Below are 19,730 nucleotides of genomic sequence, written 5' to 3' on the forward strand. Positions count from 1 at the left end.
AGTATTCTACTGCTGGCCCGCGCCGCCCCCCCCCGCGCGGGTCCCCCCGCGCCCGCGCCGGCCGGCCGGCGGCCGCCCCGCGCCCCCCCCCTCCTCCAAAGCGTCACACAACGCTACGACCTGCCGGTCACAGCGGGTGGCGCTTTACAGCGGGTGGCGCTGCGACTCCAGCTTCAGGCCCTCCTCGTCGAGCGGGCCGAACGGCGGGATCTGCTGCTTCTTGCCGAGCGAGCGGGCGGCGTCCTGGTCGCCCAGGCCGGCCCACTCCAGCACCTTGGCGGTCGCCTCCGCCGACTGCGCGGCCGGCAGCTGGCCGATGTTGGAGCCGTGGTTGCCGCCCGGCACGGTGTAGACGTAGCTGTCGTCACTGCCCCGGCCGAGCTTGAACGGCTTGGCGCCCCACGGGTCGTTGCCGCCGTAGACGTAGATGATCCGCTCGGCGTCGTGCTTCACCCAGCGGTCGATGTCCCGCATCGCGTTCGGGTTGAAGGAGATCGGGATGTCCTTCGGCACGTACGACCGGGCCGAGTACAGCTCCTTGTAGTCGTAGTGCAGCACGCCCTTGAGGTGCGAGACGTCGAAGAACGGCGCACCCAGCTCGGTCGCGGCCTGGTAGTAGTACGCGGTGTACTTCGCCAGAGACTGGTCGCTGTTGCCGGTGATGCCGGACTGCGAGTCGAACCACGCGTACAGCGCGTCGTCGGTCGCGGTGGCCGCGGCCGGGACCTTGGCGCAGTCCGCCTCGGTGCTGTACTGCCAGAACGCCCAGACCACGTCGAGCACGCCCGCCTCGTACGCCCGGTCCGGCGTGCCGAGGGTGTTGAAGGTCGAGCCGGCGGCCTTGTTGTCGGCCACGTAGCGGGTCTCCAGGCGGTCGCGGCGCACCAGCAGCTCGCGCTGGGCGGCGTTCAGCGCGGCCCGGCACTCGGGGGTGCCGACGGTGCGGAAGAAGTTGGTGTAGGCCGCGTAGTCGTTGACGTCGGTGTTGTTCGGCGCCACGTACGCGATCGTGCCCGCGACGTCGTCCGGGTAGAAGCGGCGGAAGTAGGTGGAGGACATGCCGCCCTTGCTGGCGCCGGTGGAGAGCCACTCCTGCTGGTAGATCCGCTTGAGCGCGGTCACCAGCCGGTGCGAGTCGGCGGCCTGCTGGCGGATGCCGGCCTTGGACCAGTCCGCCGGCTCGGGGCGCGACGGGGTGAAGTACCGGTACTCGATGGACACCTGGTTGCCGTCCACCAGCCGGGTCGGCTCGGTGCGCGACGGGTTGGTGCCCAGCGTGTAGCCGTTGGTGTAGAAGACGGTCGGGCGGTCGTAGCCCCGGTGCAGCACGCTGAAGCGCTGCTGGAAGGTGCCCAGCCAGGGGCGGAAGTGGTCGATCGGCTGGGTGTAGGTGAGCAGGAAGTAGCGGTGACCGGTGGTGGTCGGCTTCTCCTCGGTGATCGTCACCCCGGGGATCGCCGCCAGGCGGTCCTTGATGTCGGCATTCGGGTCGTCGGCGGGGCTCCGGCCGTGGGCGGCCTCGGCGGTACCGGCGCCCTGGGCACCGGCGGCCAGCGCCGGGGTCGCCAGGCCGCCGAGCGCGAGCAGCGGTATCAGCAGGACGGAAACCAGCAGCCTTCGCAGCGTGGTGGTCATCAACTCTCCATTGGTCACACGGATATGACTGCCGCTCTGTCGGGACGACAGTGCGGCGGGGGTGGTGCGCCGGCCGCCTGGTGGACGGCCGAATGGGCCACCCGCCGTTCGCGGGTGGCCCATCGGGGATCGGTGCTGGTCAGCGGGGTCGCCCCGGTTCCGTCACGACGTGGCGGTCGGGCGCGGGATGGCGGCCACGGTTCAGGTCGAGGCCGTCGCGGCGGTCAGGTCAGGGCCGGACCAGGGTGCAGCCGGGCAGGGTGAGGTCGAACCGGTTGCCGGCGGCGAAGCAGGCCGGGATGCCGTAGGTCTCCTGGGCGTAGCCGATGCCCTGGTGCACCGTCACCGAGCCGTTCTCGTCGACCTCACACGGGTTGTCGAGGGTGCAGGACTCGCCGTTCTCGTTGATCGTGTTGTTGACCGCGACCACCTGCCCGGTGTTCGCGTCCACCACCGGCGAGCCGGAGGTGCCGCCGATCACGTTGCAGCCGGAGGTGTAGCGGACCGAGTCCTTGAAGGTCCAGTCCGCCTCGTTCAACTGGTAGGCGAAGCCGTCGATCGAGCAGGAGTAGATCTTCTTCCAGTAGCCCGAGACGACCTTGATCGAGGTGCCCTGCGTGGGGTGGGCGGCGGAGATGGTCAACGGGGCGATCCCGTACCGGGACTGGATCGAGGCGTAGCTGGTGTTCAGCTGGTAGATCGACACGTCGGTGTCGGTCATGGCGCCGTAGACCACCTTGGTCGCGCGCAGGGTGCCGAGCCCGCTGCCGCTGGAGCTGAGGAGGGTGAAGGTCCGGCTGGAGGGCTGGTTGAGGATCACCTCGCCGGGGCCGGGCATGCCGGACTCCAGGCAGTGGCCGTTGGACAGGACGAGGGCCGGGTCGCTCGCGGCCGAGCCTGGCATCCGGACCAGCGAACCGGAACAGTTGTTGAGGGCCACCGTCCCGGCGAAGTTGACGGCGCGGGGGGCCGCCTTGGTGTCGGTGACCTGGGCCTGGGCGCTCAGGGACTGGCCGTCCTGGGCCGCGACGGACACGGCGGCGGGGGCCTCCGCGGTGGCGGCCTGGGCCGGGAGGGCGCCGGCGAGGGCGGTTGCTCCGGCGACCAGGACGGTGGCGAGCATGCCTATGAGCGGCTTCTTCATGAGAGACCTCTCGGTGTGGGGGTGCACCAAAGCTGTCGCGGACATGACTCACTGTCAAGAGTCAAGACGACACCAAGAAAGCACTTCGGCCGCAATGGCTCGTTCGCGCGGTGGCGGCGGTCCGCCGGCCCCTCCCTTCGCACGGCCGATCGCGTCAACCCGCCCCACGGTCCCCGTCCGCCACGTACTGTGGCGACATCGGACGGGTGACCACAGGGGGCAGGAGTGACTACCGAGTACCGCAGCGACGCGCCGTCGGAGCCCACGGGGGCGGGCGGGCGGTTGCTCGCCGTGAGCGACCTGCACATCTCCTACCAGGAGAACCGCGACCTGGTGGAGAAGATCCGGCCCACCACCCCCGACGACTGGCTGCTCGTCGCCGGAGACGTCGCCGAACTCACCACCAGCGTCGAGTGGGCGCTCGGACTGCTCGCCGAACGCTTCGCCCGCGTGGTGTGGGCCCCCGGCAACCACGAGCTGTGGACCCACCCCGAGGACCCGGTGCAGCTGCGCGGCGTGGCCCGCTACGACCACCTGGTCGACCTCTGCCGGAACCTCGGCGTGCTCACCCCCGAGGACCCGTACCCGCTCTGGCAGGGCGCCGGCGGGCCGGTCCGCATCGCCCCGCTCTTCCTCCTGTACGACTACTCCTTCCGCGCGCCGGGCACGACCACCAAGGAGGAGTCCCTGGCGGCCGCCTACGAGAGCGGCATCGTCTGCGCGGACGAGCGGATGCTCCACCCGGACCCGTTCCCGGACCGCGACTCCTGGTGCCGCGAGCGCGTCCGGCTGACCGAGCAGCGGCTGGCGGCCTGCGACCCGGACGTACCGCTCGTCCTGGTCAACCACTACCCGTTGGTCCGCCACCCCACCGAGATCCTCTGGTACCCCGAGTTCGCCCAGTGGTGCGGCACCGAACTGACCGCGGACTGGCACCGCCGCTTCAACACCGCGGCGATGATCTACGGCCATCTGCACATCCCCCGCAAGACCAGCTACGACGGCGTCCCGTTCGAGGAGGTCTCGCTCGGCTACCCGCGCGAGTGGCGCAAGCGCGGGCTGCCGGAGCCGCTGCTGCGCGAGGTCTTCCCGCAGGCGTAGGTACGCGCTGCCCCGCCGCCGGACCGTCCGGCGGCGGGGCAGATCTCCGACGGATCAGGCCTCCCCCGCTTACTCCTCCGCCTTCTCCTGCGCCTCCTCGAAGGTCGCCGACGCCTCCGGCCGGGCGAGCGTGACCACCAGGTCGCCGTCGCTCACCTCCGCGATCAGCGTGTCGCCCTCCCGCACCGTGCCGTCCAGCAGCAGGTTGGACACCCGGTTGTCCAGCTCCGACTGGATCGTCCGACGCAGCGGCCGGGCCCCGAACTCCGGCTGGTACCCGCGGTTGACCAGCCACTCCTTGGCCGCCTCGGTGACCTCCAACTGCACGTCCTGCGCCTTGAGCCGACGCCGGCTGCGCTCCAGCAGCAGACCGACCACCGACAGCAGGTCCTTCCGGGTGAGCGCGTGGAAGACGATCACCTCGTCGATCCGGTTCAGGAACTCCGGCCGGAACTGCTGGTGCAGGTCGCGCATCAGGTCGCCACGGATCTCGTCCACGTTCCCGGCGTGGTCGAGGATGCGCTGCGAGCCGATGTTGCTGGTCATGATCACCACGGTGTTGCGGAAGTCGACCGTCCGCCCCTGGGCGTCGGTCAGCCGCCCGTCGTCCAGCACCTGGAGCAGCAGGTTGAAGACGTCCGGGTGCGCCTTCTCCACCTCGTCGAAGAGCAGCACGCTGTACGGCTTGCGGCGGACGGCCTCGGTCAGCTGCCCGGCCTCGTCGTAGCCGACGTACCCGGGCGGGGAGCCGACCAGCCGGGAGACGGTGTGCTTCTCCTGGAACTCGCTCATGTCGAAGCGGATCATCCGGTCCGGGTCGCCGAACAGCAGCGCCGCCAGCGCCTTCGCCAGCTCGGTCTTGCCCACGCCGGTCGGCCCGAGGAAGAGGAAGGAGCCGGTCGGCCGGTCCGGGTCGCCCATCCCGGCCCGGCCGCGGCGCACCGCCTGGGCGACCGCGGTGACCGCCTCGTCCTGGCCGATCACCTTCTCGTGCAGGTGCTCCTCCAGCTTGAGCAGCCGCTCCCGCTCGGTCGCGTTCAACTCCGCGACCGGGATGCCGGTCCGGGACGACAGCACCTGCGCGATGTCGTCGGCGGTCACGTCGACGACCTCCTCGCGGGACTCGGCGACGGCCGCCAACTCGTCCTCGGTCTGCCGCAGCTCGGCCTTCAGGTTGGCCGCCCGCACGAACTCCTCGTCCGCGACGGCCTCGTCCAACTCCCGCTTCAGCTTGGTGATCCGGTCCTGCACCCCGGTCGCCTCGGTCGAGCCGCTCAGGCTGCGCAACCGCACCCGGGCACCGGCCTGGTCCAGCAGGTCGATCGCCTTGTCCGGCAGGAAGCGGTCGCTGACGTACCGGTCGGACAGCGTCGCCGCCGCGTCCAGCGCCTCGTCGGTGAACCGCACCTGGTGGTGCGCCTCGTACGCGTCCCGCAGCCCCCGCAGGATCTCGATCGTCTCCTCGACGCTCGGCTCGGGCACCAGCACCGGCTGGAAGCGGCGCTCCAGCGCGGCGTCCTTCTCCACGTGCTTGCGGTACTCGTCCAGCGTCGTCGCGCCGACCACGCTCAGTTCACCGCGCGCCAGCGCCGGCTTGAGGATGTTGCCGGCGTCCATCGAACCCTCGCCGCCGGAACCCGCGCCGACCACGGTGTGCAGCTCGTCCAGGAACAGGATCACGCTCTTCTCGGCCGCCGTGACCTCGTCGATCACCTTCTTCAGCCGCTCCTCGAACTCGCCCCGGTACTTGGAGCCGGCCACCAGGGCGGTCAGGTCGAGGGTGACGACCCGCTTGTCCCGCAGGCTCTGCGGCACGTCCCCGGAGACGATCCGCTGCGCCAGCCCCTCCACGATCGCGGTCTTGCCGACGCCCGGCTCGCCGATCAGCACCGGGTTGTTCTTGGTCCGGCGGGACAGGATCTCGACGGTCTGCTCGATCTCCTCGGCCCGCCCGACCACCGGGTCCAGCCGGCCCGAGCGCGCCGCCTCGGTGAGGTCCAGCCCGTACTCGTCCAGCGTCGGCGTCTCGCTCGGGTGCGCGCCCGTGCTGCTGCGCTCCCCGCCGACACCGCGCCCCTCCAGCACCGTCTTCAACGCCTCCTGCGAGGGCGCCGCGTTGCGCAGCGCCGTCCCCGCCCCGGACCGCTCCTGGTCCAGCAGCGCGCCGAGGATGTGCTCCGGCCCGATGTACGAGGCCCCGGCCGCCTGCGAACGGGCGTGCGCCGCCAGCAGCGCACGCTTGGCCGACGGCGTCAGCGCGGGCTGCCCGTCCACCGCCGCCGGATCCCCGGACGGCAACGACCGCTCCAGGTCACCGGCCAGCTGGTCCGGGTCGATCCCCGCCCGCTCCAGCATCCGGCGCGACGGCTCCACCCGGGTGGCCGCCCAGGCCAGGTGCCCGGTGTCGAGATCACTGATCCCGTCCTCGCCGGCCCGGTGCGCGGCCAACCCCAGCAGCTCCTGCGAGGACTCGCTCAGCAACCGCCCGATCGGCACCCGCTGCACGGCGGGCGGGGAGGCCATCGGACTCATCCCGAAGAAGCGGCTGAGCAGATCGGAGAACGGATCACTCGATCCGAACGGGGGCATGGTCACGGAGGATCACCTCTCCCAAGCGGTGTGCAGCCACCCAAACACAGCCCACCCCACCCCGCCTCCCGAACCCCGGCCCCTCCCGCACGGGCGCCGGCGCGCCTGTCGACGCACGCGGTCAGCTCTGGGCGGCGTCCAGCAGGTCGTCGAACGCGGCGGCCACCGCGATGGCCTTGCCGATGTCCCTGGGGGTGGCCTCCGGGTTCGGCCCGCCGTACCAGACGTTGGCCTGCACCTGGTACTTCGCGATGTAGTCGACCGCCTGGTCGGAGGCCAGGCCCGGGTATCCGGCCGCCACGTCGTTGAACATGTGGTCGATCCACGGGGTGGCGAAGCGGATGACGTCGATGACGTAGGGCTTGAACTCATCGCTGTAGGTCGCGCAGAACAGCACCTGATGACCGTCGTTGACGAGCGCGACCCGCAGGTCGTGGACCGTCCCGAGGCGGTTCTCCCAGTAGGGCGCCTCGATGCAGGCCTTCTCGGCGCGCTCCAGGAAGACGGCGGGCCCGGTCGGCTGGATGACCGGTGCGATCAGGGTGAACTCCGACCGGTTCACCGCCCGCAGGCCGAAGCCCTCGGTCTGCTGACGGGGGCTCTGGAAGGCCTTGGCGATCTCCTCGACCGACACGTCCGGTGAGATCGGCTGGTAGGTCGACGGGTCGAAGTCGTACATCTGGATTCCTCTCGGGCGAAGCGTCAGGACGGGTCGGGAAGCACGTCGGCGGCCGAGGCCGGCTCGGCGCGGCGCCGGCCGTTCAGCTCGTGGCGCAGCACCGACGAGCGCCGGTACACCTCCTTGCGGACGGTCTGGACTGCTGGAGGTGCCGGTCGAAGTCCGGCTCCGGCGGCACGAGATCGGGTGAGTGCCGCACGGGGGTGAAGTCCTTCTCGGGCGGGGTCACCTGTCGTCCTCCGATGTCGATGAGTGCGGCGCGGCGGACGGGCCGCCGGCCGGGTCCGGCAGTGCGGTGAGCCAGGCGATCGCGGCGAGGCCGGGCAGGAAGCAGTACTCGCCGCCGCGCACGGTCACGAACCGGGGCAACCCGGTGAGCCGGCGCCGGACCGGGCGGGCCGGGATGGTGTGCACACCGGCGCCGCCGCTGTTGCCGACCAGCGGGTCCTGCTCGGGGCCGAGGCCGGCGAAGTCGCCGTCGTTGAGCCACACCTGCTGCACGAACTCGAACTGCCGGGACAGGCTGGCGCCCATGAAGATGAAGATGATCCCGCGCTCCGCGCCGTCGTCCTCCAGGGCCCCGGCCGGCAGCAGCGGGCCGTACGCCGCGCCGCGCCGCAGCACCCGGTGGATGCCGGTCTCGACCACGGTGTCGGCCAGGCCGTCCCTCGGGTTGGCGCGCCGGATGTGCGCGCCGCGCGGGACGAGCAGGCCCCGCGGGTCGTCGTGGTAGCGGAAGTCGTTGTTGCGCGTCGGATCGGCGCCCAGGTCCGGATCGTCGTGCTCCGGCGCCAACGCCAGCGGCGCACCGCTGCGCCAGCGGCCGACGATCTTGGCTGCGAGCAGTTCCTCGTCCTCGGGCGAGCGGGCCTGGTCCCGCAGGTACCTGCGGAACGCGGCCACGTCCGCGTGCATCTGGCGGAAGGCCAGGTAGCAGCCGTTGCGGCCGAGCACGTCCGGCGCGGGCCCCGCCGGCGCCGCCCCGGACTCGTCCGGGTAGCCGAAGAGGAACTCGCCGGGCTGGACGGCGTCCTGGCCGGGCAGCGACCGCTCGGCACTGCCGAGCAGGTACGGGCTGGAGATGCCGTCCCGGAACCCGAAGTGCTCGCGCCCGGTGACCGGGGAACCGACGTCGAGCCGGTAGACCAGGCTCACCCCGGCCAACCGTCCGGCCGCCGCCACCGGCTCGTGGAGCCCCTCGGGGGCCGTCGCGATGATCACCACCCCGATGTGCACGTCGGGGCCGCCCAGCGGCGGGGGCCAGTTACCGGGGTCGCTGGCACCGAGGTCTCCCAGCACCTCCTTCCGGGCGGCCATGCCGGCCCGGAACTCCGGGGAGAACGAGGCCAGCGAATCCGGCGGCACGCCCAACCGGGCCAGCCCCCGGTACGTGAAGGCGACATTGAGGGTGAACGGGCGGGGCCGCTCCCAGTCCGCCGCGCTGGTGACCTCCGGCAGGACCTCGCGCAGCGACCGCTTCGCCGCGGCCGGGTCGTCGATCCGGTAGAGCAGGTACACACCGTGGTAGACGTCCGGACGACGCCGCAGCACAGTGCCCTGGATGTCCTCCAGCTCCAACGTCGGCACCGCACCGGCGGTGGGCCCACTCACCCGCGCGGGGCGAACGGTCGGAGGGTCAGGGGCATGGCGGCCTCCTCAACACAGTCACAAACCTGCGCACACTGTGCAATGCGGACATCGCCCACAGTGGGAGTTCACACAGCGTGTCGAGCCGGCGATCTCACGCCGGAACCACCAGGCGGATCACAGCCACGGGAAGGATTCCGGCCGCCGACACTCGAAGGCCGTGGAGTCGGCCGAACAGAAAAGCGGCCGAACTCGCTGCCGAGTCGGCCGCCCTGGCGGCTCCAGCCGCAGGAGCTGCGGCGTGACGTGTTCTCGATGCTCTTCGATCTCGGCGCGGGCCCTCGCGGACCCACACCCCTGCTGTGGGCGCGGACGGTTTCGAACCGCCGACATCTGCTTTGTAAGAGCAGCGCTCTACCACTGAGCTACGCGCCCCCTGTCGTGGCCCGGTGGGGGCACGACGACTGCCTAGGGTACCTGGTCCCGGGGGGTGCTGTGGTGCGGGTGGTCGGGGAGTGGGACGGGTGGGGGTGCCGGTGGGGTGGGGTGATCGGGAAGAATGGGGGTGGATCAGCGGGTCGGAGCAGGGAGCGCGCAGTGACGGTGGCCGGCGGGAGCGGGCGGGGGTGGCGTCGGGCGGGGAGTGCGCTGGCCGACGCACTGGTGGTGCCGGTGGTGCTGGCGGGTGCGCTGGGTGCGCTGGGGCTGGCCTCGGCCGGGACGGGCGGCTGGTGGGGTCGGCGCGGCGGGGAGGGTGTGCGGGCGGACGCCAAGGCGGCCCGGGACGCCGCGCAGGAGGCGTTCTACGAGCTGGACTCGACGCAGCGCGAGGTGCAGTTGGCGGTGGAGACCGTCCGGGCGGCCGAGGACGAGGCGACGGCCCGCCGGGCGCTGGCGGACCTGGCGGGGATCACCGGCCGGGTGGACCAGGTCACCGTGAACTACCTGGGCGCGTTGGACGCGTACAACCTGGACGACGAGGCGCTGGACGCCGGCGCCGCGGCGCGGGCCCGGCGCCAGTTGGAGGACGTGAAGGGGCAGCTCGGCTCGGCCCGGGCGGAGCTGAACGACTTCCTCCAGCGGCTGCAGCCGGCCCTCCAGCGCGCCGAGCAGCAGCTGATGCGGGTCACCCCGGCGGTGGAGCAGGCGAAGCGCGCGCTACTCCAGGCGAGCAACGCGCTGGACGCGGTGCGCGGTGCCGGGCTGCGGGCGGACGACCTGGCGGCCCGGCTGGCCGAACTGGCGCCGGAGCTCGGGCTGCTGAACGAGGGGCCGGCCCGGCACGGGGTGGCGCCGACGCTGCGGCGCGCGGACGACGTGCGGCAGCGCGCCGAGGCGATTGCGGCCGACGCCGGTCAACTGCCGGAGCGGGCACGGGAGATCGACCGGCGGGTGGCGAGCCTGCGGACCCGGATCCAGGCGCTGGAGACCAAGGCGGAGGCGGTCGAGCCGGCGCTGAGCGAACTGCGCCGCCGGTTCAGCTCGGCCTGCTGGCAGGACCTCCAGCGGGTGTCGGAGCAGGTCGCGGAGACCGGGCGGGCGGCGGAGCGCAAGCTCGCCGAGGCCGCCCAGGCCCGGGACGAGCAGCGCTGGGCGGACGCGACGGGCGCGATCGGTACGGTGCGCGCGCTGCTGGACACCGCGGACGGGTCGGTGGTCGCGGTGAACGAGCGGCTGCGGCAGCTGAACGAGGTGCAGCACGACCCGCACCGGGAGGTGGAGCGGGCCCGGTTCGCCCTGCGCGACGCGCAGCGGCTGGCGATGGCGGGCCGCAGCGCGCCGGACCCGCGGCACGCCGCCCCGCTGGACGAGGCGGTGGCGCGGCTGGACCGGGCCGTGGCCACCCTGGAGGCGGCCGGCCGGCACCCCGACTACTGGCACTTCCTGACCGAGCTGGCGGGCGTGCGGGAGACGGCGGCGCAGGTGATCGGGCTGATCCGCGGCGATCTGGGCGGGCACCGGTAGCACCCCCAGTAGGACGCCAACAGGGCACCGACAGGACGTCGGCAGGGCTCCGCCTGGGTACCCTGCCGGTATGCCACGCTACGACTTCCGCTGCCGCTCCTGCGGCGCCACCTTCGAACTCCGCCGCCCGATGGCGCAGGCCGGCGCCCCCGCCGTCTGCCCGCAGGGCCACGAGGACACCGTGAAGCTGCTGTCCGCCGTCGCCGTCACCGGCTCCGCTTCGGGCGGCGCCCCGCGCCAGGCCCCCTCCGGCAACGGTGGTGGCGGAGGGGGCTGTTGCGGCGGCGGCTGCTGCGGCTGACCGCTGCCGCTTCCGCTCAGGAAGCGACGGGCGCGCCGGGCACGCCGGGCACGACGGGCACGACGGGCGCGGCGGCCACCCGGGCGAGGAAGCGTCGGACGATCTCCTCCCCCGCCGCCACCCCCACCTCGTCGAGGGCGGTGACGCCGGGGGCGGTCCAGCCGCCGTCGGCGAGTTCGCCGTGCCCGGGCCGCCAGGCGGCGTCGGCGGCGAGCAGCAGGTCGGCGTCGAGCAGTGAGTCGCCGGCCGCGAGCACGGTGGACGCGCCGGTGCGCCGGACGGCTTCGGCGAGGGCGGCGCTCTTGCTGAGCGGCGCGGGGACGGCGTAGACCTTGCGGCCCTGGAGCGAGACCGTCCAGCCGCGTTCGGCGCACCAGCCGGTCAGCTCATCGAGCCAGCCGCCGGGCAGTGCGGCGCGCTCGACGACGAGGTAGGCGAACAGCCCGTCGGCGACGCGGCGCTTGTGCGTCCACTCCGGGTCGGCGCTCAGGGCGAGCTGCCGGACGACCTCCTCCAGCGGGGCCGCACCGGAGGCGAGCCGCGCGGTGATCTCGGTGCGCCAGTCCTGGTCGGGCACGCCGTCGACGAGCAGGTGCCCGCCGTTGCCGCAGATCGCGTACGCGGGGACCCAACCGGGCGTCGGGCCGGGCAGGTTGATCCGCTCGTACTGGGCGAGGGTGCGGGTGGTGGCGGGGACGAACCAGGCCTGCCGGACGAGTTCGACGAGCAGCGCGGCGGCCTGTTCGGTCATGAACGAGAGCGCCTTGCCGTCGTGCACCTCGACGGAGAGCAGTCGGGGCGCGAGCCGGTCGGGGACGTCCAGGGCGAGGGCCCGGTTGGAGTAGACGAGCGTCCGGTCGAGGTCGCTGGCGACGAGGACATCGGGGTTCATCAGGACTCCTTCACCACAACGGTCCTACCGGAGGCCCCGGTCGCTCCCCGACTGTAGCGGGGGTGGATGAGGCCGACGCAGGAGTACGGCAGGCCGTCCACCTCCTCGACCTCGACGCCGCGCTGAGCGGCGAGCAGCCGGACGTGGTCGAGGTCGGCGCCGGCGCCGCGCCGGGCGAGGACCCGCCAGGGGACGCGGCGCAGCAGCACCCGGGTGGTCTCGCCGACGCCGGGCTTGACCAGGTTGACGCTGTCGATGCCGTACTCGGTGCTGATCCGCTCGACGGCGGCCCAGCCGGCCCAGTCGGGCGTGCGGTCCGGGGCGGTGGACAGCCGGTCGGCGGCGGCGACGGCCTCCGGGCGGACGGCGTCGAAGTGGTCGGCCACGGTGTCGAGGAAGGCGGCGGAGACGTCCGCACCGGCCAGTTCGGCGTAGTGCTTGGCCCCGTGGAAGTCGTCCGGGCCGATCAGGCCGGGCCGCAGCACGGTGCGCGAGACCAGGCCGGAGACGGTGGAGTTGAGGCAGGCGGAGGGGATCAGGAAGTCGTCCCGGGTGCCGTAGGTGCGCGCGCAGCGGCCGGGGTCGGCGAGGACGGCGAGGTCCGGGTCGAAGCCGGTGCCGGCCAGGGCCTCGGCGAGTTCGCGGGTGATCGCGCCCTTGCCGGTCCAGCCGTCGACGAACACGACGTCGCCGGCGCGGTGGTGGGTGGCCAGGTAGCGCAGGGCGACCGGGTCGATGCCGCGGCCGCGGACGATGGAGACGGCGTAGTGCGGGGTGTCGAGGCCGTGGGCGTGGGCGAGCCAGCGGCGGATCAGGATGCCGACGGGCGTGCCGGCCCGGGCCAGCGAGGCGAGCACCAGGCCGGGGCCGCGCTCGCGCAGCAGGGTCTCGGCGACGGTGCCGGCGGCGAGCGCGATGCGGCGGGCGGAGGCGCGCAGTGCCTGGTGGAACAGCTCCTGGTACTCGGGGCTGGGCTGGTACTCGACCGGCAGCGACTCGGCGTAGTGCGCGCCGCCGTTCTGGACGGCCTCCTCGCGCTCCTCGGTGGGGGCTTCGAGCGGGACGCCGGAGAGGTCCTTGAGCAGCCAGGCCACCTCGTCGGGCCGGTAGGAGGAGAACGCCGGGCCGTACAACGGGGACGGCAGGCGGGAAGGCCCGTGGGACGGCTGGTGGGACGGCAGGCGGGAGGGCAGCCGGACCGGCCGGTGGGAGGGCAGCACCGCGAGCACCACCTGGTCGGTGACCTGCCGCAGCTGGCCGAGCAGGGCGCGCTCGCCCTCGCGCAGGGCTGGGGTGTCGGCGACGTCGTCGACCACCAGCACGACCGCGTCGAAGCGGCGGGCCGGGTCGCTGCCGGGGGCGACGTTGTAGGCGTAGCGCTCGCGCGACGCGTCGTCCTGCGGGTCGTCGTGGGCGGGGAAGGCGAGGCGGGTGCGGATGGCGTAGCCGGGGTCGTCCACGGCGAGGACGGGCGAGCGGGTGGTGGTGGAGTAGCGGACGCGGTCGCCGCCCAGCCGGTCGGCGAGTGCGCCGGCCAACCGCAGCGGGGCGTACATCAGCTCCTCGAAGCCGAGGACCAGCACGCGCCGCGCCGTGGCGGGCAGTGCGTCGGCCAGCTGTCCGGCCAGGCGGGGCAGGGCGGCGTCCAGTCGGGCGCGGTCGCGGGCGGTGAACCCGTGCCGGCCGCCGTCGGGGAGCCCGGCGGGCCAGTCCAGGTCGACCCGGGCGAGCGGTGCGGGCGTTCCGGGGGGTGCGGCGGGGGCGGGGGCGGCCTCGGCTATCAGCCGCTCGGCGCGGTCCAGGACGTCGGCGGGCAGCTGGACGGCGCCGCTGGCGGTGGCCACCAGGTCGAGCCGGGCGCCGAGTTCGGCGGCGGTGTCGGCGAGCCGGCGGCGGTCGGCGGTGGAGCGCAGGTCGACCAGGGCGACGACGACGTAGTGGTCGCGGGGGTGGCGGGCGTGCAGTTCACGGATGGTGTTGAGGACCGTGCGGCCGGTCGAGAACTCGTCGTCGACCAGCACCAACGGGCCGTCACCGGTGAGGAGTTCGGGATCGGCGGGGAGCAGCAGGTGCGAGGTGGCGTGCGAGTGCTCCTCCTCGAAGCCGCCGAGCGGGGGCACCCCGGGCACCGGGCGGCGGGTGGAGTGCAGGTACGGGGCGTCGAGGCCGTCGGCGACGCTGTGGCCGAGGCCGGTGGCCGTCTCCGCGTAGCCGAGGACGACGGCCCGCGCGGCGGCCTCGTCGCCGAGCAACTCGCGGACCTGCCGGCCGAGTTCGAGCCCGACGCCGTGGACGACCGCGGGCCGCTGCGGGACGTGCTTGCCGAGCACGGTGGAGACCAGCAGGTGGGCGCGCTTCGGGTTCTGGGAACGCAGGGCCAGGCCCACGAGTTCGGGGAGGCGGTCCGATCCGGTCAGGGCGATGCCGGCCCGGTCGGCGACCCAACGGCCGGTCCACGTCTGCTGTGCTGTCACTGCTGGTCCTGCCTTCGCATGGTGCGGTGGTGCGGTCTTCGGATCAGTCGGATAGGTCGGATAGGTCGGGCCGTTCAGGCCTGCTGCGGACAGCCCCCTCAGCCCCCTCACTCCCCGCACAGGCAGGCCGCGAGCAGTTCCGCGAAGCTCACGTCCTCCCGGGCCACCCCGAACACCTCCGCCCGCAGCAGCACCCGCTCCGCCCAGGCCCGGTGCGGCCGGGCCTCGTTCATCTTGTTGGTGTACGCCGAGCGCAGGACCCCGCCGCCGTCCTGCTCCTGCCGGAGGATGTCCCGGGCGTCGCAGTACTCCTCGTGCGTGACCACGGAGAGGGCGTGCACGGCGGGGACGTGGCTGGGGTGGATGCAGGTCTTGCCGAGCAGGCCGTTGGCCCGGTCGAGCTCGACCTCCCGGATCAGCCCGTCCAGGTCGTGCTCGATGATCCGCCGGCGGACCTCCTCGCCGGAGGCCCGGGCCGTCCCGGGGGCCTCGGCGAACGGCGTGCGGCGCAGCTGCGGCTTGAACATCCGCTCCTGGACCGGGAAGTACTCCCAGACCGGACCGGTGACGGTGTACCCGGTGCCGTCCGCCCGGCCGAGCACGTTGACCACGTCGCCGATCACCGCCGAGACCAGGGCGACGTCGTACGCGGTGAGGTCGGGCGAGCGGCGCAGGCCGTACGCGGAGCAGAGGTCGGTCACGCCGAGGCGGACGGCGAGCACCCGCTCCCGGTACCCGGCGAGCAGGTCGGCGATGCCGAAGAGCTGCTGGCGCCTGGTCTCCAGGTGGGCGAGTTCGGGTGACTCCAGGACGGGCATGGCGAACAGCCGGCGCCCGGTGGCGGCCTCGGCGGCGGCCAGGGCGGCCAGGTATGCGCCGCCGGTCTGCGTGGTGAACTTCGGCAGGACGAACCCGCTCAGCAGCTCGACGGCCGGCCCGAGCCGCTCGGCCAGGTCGAGGATCTGGGAGGCGGCTCGAACTCTGATGAAGAGCAGGGGGTGGCTTTGTGTGCAGTCGGTGAAATCCCTGACCAGGTCATTCAACTGCTCGATCAGGTTCCGCTCCCCCGCGTCCACCTCGTGGTCGGCGATCGCGTCCTCCAGGCAGAGCACCATCGACACCACGCCCCGAGCAGCCTGTTTGCGGATGTCGGCGGCCAGCGCGGGCCGGGTGGCGGGGCTGTAGAGGGTGCCGCCGAGGGCGGTGGCCAGCACCGCGGCCTCGCTCCGCGCGGTGAACGGCCGGGGCGGTTCGAGGAAGAGGCGACCGCGTACGTCGTCGGCGAGGTGGCCGAAATGGCGCAAGGTGCTCTCCTCAGAGGTTTGACGGCCGCCGGTCCGTTGCCGGGGCGTGCGGCGGCGCGGGACGACACCGCGATCCAGCGGTGCGACACCATGGTTAACCGGTCCACGGGGCTCCGTGGTTCCCGGCCGGACGCCGGCGGGCCCCCCTCCGCCCGACCCCGGCGGGCCCTTGGACCGCCCATCGTACGGACGGATTCCGGCCGTCCCCGGTTCCTCGGCACTGAACTCCCGGAACATCGCCGTCCAGATCACCGATCACCGGTCGAGCACCGGCAAACCCCCGGCAAGCGCAAGTCTTGGCAAAGTCCGACCCGGTTCCGACGGTCCCGGTCACGTTGTCCGAAGGGGTGGCGAACGGGCAGGATGGTCGGCTATGACGCACGTGATGGCCAAGGGCGCCAACATCGCACTGCCGGCTGCGGCGGTCCGCGCCGTGCTGCGCTGGAGCGCCACGCCCGGTGCGCCGGACGTGGACGCGTCCGCGCTGCTGCTCGGCGCCACCGGCAAGGTCCGTTCGGATGCCGACTTCGTCTTCTACAACCAGCCGCGGCACCCCTCCGGCCTGGTGCGCCACCTGCCCAAGCAGCAGACCTCCGGCGGCGCCGAGATCATCGACACGATCGAGGTCGAACTCGCCAAGCTGCCCGCCGACGTCGACCGGGTGGTGCTGGCCGGCTCCTCCGAGGGTGGCTCCTTCCGCACGGTGCCCGGGCTGCGTCTGCTGCTCTTCGACGCCACGGCCGGGGACGGCGCGCCCGCACTCGCCGAGTTCGCGATCTCCGACGGCGAGAACGTCACCGCCCTGGTCGCGGGCGAGCTGTACCGGCGCTCCGGCGCCTGGAAGTTCCGGGCGATCGGCCAGGGCTACACCTCCGGCCTGATCGGCCTGGCCACCGACTTCGGCATCACCGTCGACGACGAGGCGGAGGCCGCCGCGGCCCCGGCGGCGGCCTCGACGGCCACCCCCACCGTCACCCCCACCGCCGCCGTCGACCCCCGCAGCACCCCGCTGCCCGCCCCGCGCCCGACCGCCCCGCCCGAGCCCGGCACCTTCACCCTGGCCCCGGCCGTCCCGCAGCCGTCGGCCACCCCCCAGGGCCGGCCCCAGCAGCAGCCCGCCGCGGCCGCCACGGGCGCGGTGCCGCCCCCGCCGACCGCGCCGCCCGCCGTTCCCCCGGCCACTGCGCCGGCCCCGCCCGCACCCCCGACCCACCAGCCCGGCACCGGGTACGGCTACCCGCACCAGCCGCAGCCCGGCACCGGCTACGGCTATCCGCAGCAGCAGCCCGGTACCGGCTACGGGTACCCGCAGCCCACCCCCCAGCCGTACCCGCAGCAGCAGGGCACCGGCTACGGCTACCCGCACCAGCAGCAGCCCGCCCCGCAGCAGCACCCCGGCAGCTACGGCTACCCGCACGCCGGCACCGGCCAGCAGCCGCCGGCCCAGGCCCCCGCGCAACCACCGGCCCAGGCCCAGGCAGCGGCCCAGCCGCCCACCGGCGAGGAGTTCGCCCTGCCGCCGCAGGGCCCGCAGTTCCAGCCCCGCTGATCGGCCTGCCCAGGGCACCACCGCCGCCCGGCTCCGACCGGACCGAACAGGGCCGGGCCGGACAGGGCCGGGCCGGACAGGGCCCAGGCCGGACAGGGTCTAGTCGGAGCCGCCCTGGCTCTTGTACCCGCGCTGCCACTGCAGCCCGAACCCGTACAGCCGGTCGATGTCCGCCTGGAACCCGTTGACGTACCGCACCTCACGGCGCACCGTCAGCTGGTTGTCCCCCGCGTTCTCGATCAGCACCACCGCGCACGAGCGCGCCGCCCGGGCCCGTTCGTCCAGCTTGATCTCGATCCGCGGCCCGGTCTGCGGCACGATCGTCACCACCGCGTGGGACTGCTCGAAGGCCGGCGTGCCGTCGTAGATGTAGACGAAGATCAGCAGCCGTTTGAACTTGTCCTTCTTCTCCAGGTTGACGTACATCGTCTCGCCGGACGGCGCCCCGTACTGGTCGTCGCCGCTGAGCTTGATGTACGGCGGTTGCCGGAGGTCGCCGAAGTAGCCGCCGAGCGGCTGCACCACGCCGCTGCTCCCGTCGGACAGTTCGTACATGCACGCCAGGTCGAGGTCGACGTTGACCTGCTCGTTCTGCACCGAGTCCGGCTCCAGCGGGCGCAGGATGCGGGGGCTGAAGAGGCGCTTGGCGCGTTCCCGGGCACTGGGCCGGACGGCCCCGGAGCGGGTGGTCCAGTGCAGGTTGACGTAGAGGTAGCCGGTGGTGGCCGCGGCCCCGGTGATCGCGTGCTGCGGGGTCGACTTGGTGAGTATGACCTTGTGCTGACCGCCCGGGTTGTCGAAGGTGTAGTTCCGCTCCCCGCGCAGGTACTCCCAGATCGAGACCATCCCGCCCTCTCCCCCTGCTCCCGTCAGGCGATCTGACGGTCCGCCGCTCCATGATCGGGCATCAGCCCGGCCCTCGGATACCCAAACCTCCCCCTCCCCTACCCCGTCGGGCCCCCCGGCGCTCACCGCCGGGTCGACGAGTGGAGCGGTCGGCGGGTCGATTGGCGGGAGGAAGCCCCCCTCCCGTAACATGCCGCCCCTTCGGACGCGATATCGTCTAGCCGCACAGGTGTCCCGTCCGCCCCTGCGCGGGTGCGGCGGGTACGCCGTGCGGCGACGAACGAATCGTCAGGCGCTCCCCGAGTACCGGGAGCTGACCGCCTGTGTCGCTCTGTGAACCCGTCCCCTGCGGAAACCCGAGGCCCGACCCGCAATGAACCTGACCTCCATACAGCTGGTCTGGACCGTCGTCGGCGGCGCAGCCCTGCTGTTCGTCGCCGTCCTGCTGGCGACGCTGCGTTTCAAGAACACGAAGAAGGAAGAGGCCGGCGACTCCTGGGAGCGCAGCGAGGAGCGTCGGCGGCGCAAGGAGATGATCTACGGCATCTCCTCCTACACGCTGCTGTTCTGCTGCGCCGGTGTCGCGGCCGCGCTGTCCTTCCACGGCCTGGTGGGCTTCGGCAAGGAGAACCTGGGGCTGTCCGGCGGCTGGGAGTACCTCGTCCCGTTCGGCCTCGACGGCGCCGCGATGTTCTGCTCGGTGCTTGCCGTGCGCGAGGCCAGCCACGGTGACGCCGCGCTCGGCTCCCGCCTGCTGGTCTGGGTGTTCGCGATCGCCTCGGCCTGGTTCAACTGGGTGCACGCGCCGCGCGGCGTGACGCACGACGGCGCCCCGCAGTTCTTCTCCGGCATGTCGATCTCGGCGGCGATCCTGTTCGACCGCGCGCTGAAGCAGACCCGCAAGGCCGCGCTGCGCGAGCAGGGGCTCGTGCCGCGCCCGCTGCCGCAGATCCGGATCGTCCGCTGGCTGCGCGCCCCGCGCGAGACCTACGCGGCCTGGTCGCTGATGCTGCTGGAGAACGTCCGCAGCCTGGACGAGGCGGTCGAGGAGGTGCGCGAGGAGCGCCAGGCCAAGCTGGACGCCAAGGTGCGGGCCCGCACGGCCGACCGCCGCGAGCGGGCCGAGCTGAAGGCCATCTCCCGCCAGGGCGGCATGCTCGCCCGGGCCCGCGGCGGCCGCCAGGTGCCCGCGCTCACGGCTGCCGGCGACAGCCAGACCGCTACGGAGCCTGCCCTAGCCGCCGAGTCGGACACCGCCTCCTCGTACCAGGCCGCCTCGGGCCCGCTGGAGCCGGCCGCGCTGGACGCCGGCCGCCGCCCGCGTGCCGCCGTCGGCTCGTCGTACGCGCCGTCCTCCTCGGCGTCCTCCTCGTCCTCGTCCTACTCGTCGTCCTACTCCTCGTCCGTCGGATCGGCCTCGGGCTCGTCCTACCGCAGCTCGGCCATCGACCTGACGGCCGACGACGACACCCTGTCGATGCCCAAGCTGGACTCGCTGGAGCGCAAGCTGCGCGCGATCGAGCAGCAGCTCGGCTGAGCGGGCCCACCGCGACGGGGGAAGGGGGCCCCCCCCGGCGGGGGGGGGGGCGGGGGGGGGGCGGCGGCGGGGGGGCGCCGGGCGAGGGTGACACCCCCGACACTCGGGGCGAGAGCGGCGCCAGCGC

Annotated in this window: 14 protein-coding genes and 1 tRNA gene; 5 read left to right on the top strand and 10 right to left on the bottom strand. The window is 73.2% G+C overall.

The annotated features are described in order from the left end of the window. Positions 1–144: 144 nt before the first annotated feature. Entirely contained in the window at positions 145–1,635 is a 1,491-nt protein-coding gene (locus ACFV6D_RS18210) for a S28 family serine protease (protein ID WP_363372366.1), read from the bottom strand. 229 nt (positions 1,636–1,864) lie between these two features. Continuing rightward, the gene (locus tag ACFV6D_RS18215; RefSeq protein ID WP_380343765.1) at positions 1,865–2,779 is read right to left on the bottom strand and encodes a serine protease; all 915 of its coding nucleotides are present in this window, start codon (positions 2,777–2,779) and stop codon (positions 1,865–1,867) included. Between the two features lie 225 nt (positions 2,780–3,004). On the opposite strand from ACFV6D_RS18215, the gene ACFV6D_RS18220 reads away from it, so the two are divergent. Beyond that, the gene (locus ACFV6D_RS18220) at positions 3,005–3,880 is read left to right on the top strand and encodes a metallophosphoesterase (RefSeq protein WP_063347425.1); all 876 of its coding nucleotides are present in this window, start codon (positions 3,005–3,007) and stop codon (positions 3,878–3,880) included. A gap of 69 nt (positions 3,881–3,949) precedes the next feature. Here the strand turns inward: ACFV6D_RS18220 and ACFV6D_RS18225 are convergent, their stop codons facing one another. The 4 genes from ACFV6D_RS18225 to ACFV6D_RS18240 all read right to left on the bottom strand — a co-directional run bounded on the left by ACFV6D_RS18225 (position 3,950) and on the right by ACFV6D_RS18240 (position 9,170). Then, positions 3,950–6,469: an ATP-dependent Clp protease ATP-binding subunit gene (locus tag ACFV6D_RS18225; protein WP_380560496.1), complete on the bottom strand. Its 2,520-nt coding sequence runs from the start codon at positions 6,467–6,469 to the stop codon at positions 3,950–3,952. Positions 6,470–6,590: 121 nt separating this feature from the next. Continuing rightward, on the bottom strand, positions 6,591–7,148 hold the full coding sequence (locus ACFV6D_RS18230) for a hypothetical protein (RefSeq protein ID WP_380560482.1): 558 nt from the start codon (positions 7,146–7,148) through the stop codon (positions 6,591–6,593). Between the two features lie 225 nt (positions 7,149–7,373). Continuing rightward, positions 7,374–8,759 (bottom strand): Dyp-type peroxidase, encoded by a 1,386-nt coding sequence (locus ACFV6D_RS18235; protein ID WP_380560483.1) that lies wholly within the window; start codon positions 8,757–8,759, stop codon positions 7,374–7,376. Positions 8,760–9,098: 339 nt separating this feature from the next. Then, a tRNA-Val gene (locus tag ACFV6D_RS18240) sits at positions 9,099–9,170 on the bottom strand. A gap of 168 nt (positions 9,171–9,338) precedes the next feature. Between ACFV6D_RS18240 and ACFV6D_RS18245 the strand changes: the two genes are divergently transcribed. After that, a complete protein-coding gene (locus ACFV6D_RS18245; protein WP_380560497.1) occupies positions 9,339–10,700 on the top strand; it encodes a hypothetical protein in 1,362 nt (453 codons plus the stop codon). Positions 10,701–10,770: 70 nt separating this feature from the next. Next, on the top strand, positions 10,771–11,001 hold the full coding sequence (locus tag ACFV6D_RS18250) for a zinc ribbon domain-containing protein (RefSeq protein ID WP_063347431.1): 231 nt from the start codon (positions 10,771–10,773) through the stop codon (positions 10,999–11,001). Positions 11,002–11,017: 16 nt separating this feature from the next. On the opposite strand, the gene ACFV6D_RS18255 is transcribed toward ACFV6D_RS18250, so the two are convergent. The 3 genes from ACFV6D_RS18255 to ACFV6D_RS18265 all read right to left on the bottom strand — a co-directional run bounded on the left by ACFV6D_RS18255 (position 11,018) and on the right by ACFV6D_RS18265 (position 15,671). Further along, entirely contained in the window at positions 11,018–11,893 is an 876-nt protein-coding gene (locus ACFV6D_RS18255) for an HAD family hydrolase (RefSeq protein ID WP_380560484.1), read from the bottom strand. Next, positions 11,893–14,367, bottom strand: coding sequence for a phosphoribosyltransferase (locus ACFV6D_RS18260; protein ID WP_380560485.1), 2,475 nt, complete (start codon positions 14,365–14,367; stop codon positions 11,893–11,895). The genes ACFV6D_RS18255 and ACFV6D_RS18260 overlap by 1 nt, the downstream gene beginning before the upstream one ends. A gap of 107 nt (positions 14,368–14,474) precedes the next feature. Next, positions 14,475–15,671, bottom strand: a complete 1,197-nt coding sequence (locus ACFV6D_RS18265) for an HpcH/HpaI aldolase/citrate lyase family protein (RefSeq protein WP_380560486.1) — start codon at positions 15,669–15,671, stop codon at positions 14,475–14,477. Between the two features lie 373 nt (positions 15,672–16,044). Here ACFV6D_RS18265 and ACFV6D_RS18270 point away from each other — a divergent pair, with 373 nt between their 5' ends. Then, positions 16,045–17,220 carry a TerD family protein gene (locus ACFV6D_RS18270; protein WP_380560487.1) on the top strand — a complete coding sequence of 392 codons (1,176 nt, stop codon included), beginning with the start codon at positions 16,045–16,047 and terminating at the stop codon, positions 17,218–17,220. A 99-nt stretch (positions 17,221–17,319) separates the two neighbouring features. On the opposite strand, the gene ACFV6D_RS18275 is transcribed toward ACFV6D_RS18270, so the two are convergent. Next, positions 17,320–18,066 carry a hypothetical protein gene (locus ACFV6D_RS18275; protein ID WP_063347436.1) on the bottom strand — a complete coding sequence of 249 codons (747 nt, stop codon included), beginning with the start codon at positions 18,064–18,066 and terminating at the stop codon, positions 17,320–17,322. 373 nt (positions 18,067–18,439) lie between these two features. On the opposite strand from ACFV6D_RS18275, the gene ACFV6D_RS18280 reads away from it, so the two are divergent. After that, on the top strand, positions 18,440–19,603 hold the full coding sequence (locus ACFV6D_RS18280) for a DUF2637 domain-containing protein (protein WP_380560488.1): 1,164 nt from the start codon (positions 18,440–18,442) through the stop codon (positions 19,601–19,603). The last annotated feature ends 127 nt before the right edge of the window (positions 19,604–19,730 follow it).

The sequence above is a fragment of the Kitasatospora sp. NPDC059812 genome, assembly GCF_042732075.1.
Classification (GTDB): Bacteria; Actinomycetota; Actinomycetes; order Streptomycetales; family Streptomycetaceae; genus Kitasatospora.

What these genes read in the sequence shown, in the direction of transcription:
- ACFV6D_RS18275 (WP_063347436.1), bottom strand. Translation starts at nt 18,066, where the DNA reads ATGGTCTCGATCTGGGAGTACCTGCGCGGGGAGCGGAACTACACCTTC.
- ACFV6D_RS18250 (WP_063347431.1), top strand. Translation starts at nt 10,771, where the DNA reads ATGCCACGCTACGACTTCCGCTGCCGCTCCTGCGGCGCCACCTTCGAA.
- ACFV6D_RS18225 (WP_380560496.1), bottom strand. Translation starts at nt 6,469, where the DNA reads ATGCCCCCGTTCGGATCGAGTGATCCGTTCTCCGATCTGCTCAGCCGC.
- ACFV6D_RS18280 (WP_380560488.1), top strand. Translation starts at nt 18,440, where the DNA reads ATGAACCTGACCTCCATACAGCTGGTCTGGACCGTCGTCGGCGGCGCA.
- ACFV6D_RS18230 (WP_380560482.1), bottom strand. Translation starts at nt 7,148, where the DNA reads ATGTACGACTTCGACCCGTCGACCTACCAGCCGATCTCACCGGACGTG.
- ACFV6D_RS18255 (WP_380560484.1), bottom strand. Translation starts at nt 11,893, where the DNA reads ATGAACCCCGATGTCCTCGTCGCCAGCGACCTCGACCGGACGCTCGTC.
- ACFV6D_RS18215 (WP_380343765.1), bottom strand. Translation starts at nt 2,779, where the DNA reads ATGAAGAAGCCGCTCATAGGCATGCTCGCCACCGTCCTGGTCGCCGGA.
- ACFV6D_RS18210 (WP_363372366.1), bottom strand. Translation starts at nt 1,635, where the DNA reads ATGACCACCACGCTGCGAAGGCTGCTGGTTTCCGTCCTGCTGATACCG.
- ACFV6D_RS18270 (WP_380560487.1), top strand. Translation starts at nt 16,045, where the DNA reads ATGACGCACGTGATGGCCAAGGGCGCCAACATCGCACTGCCGGCTGCG.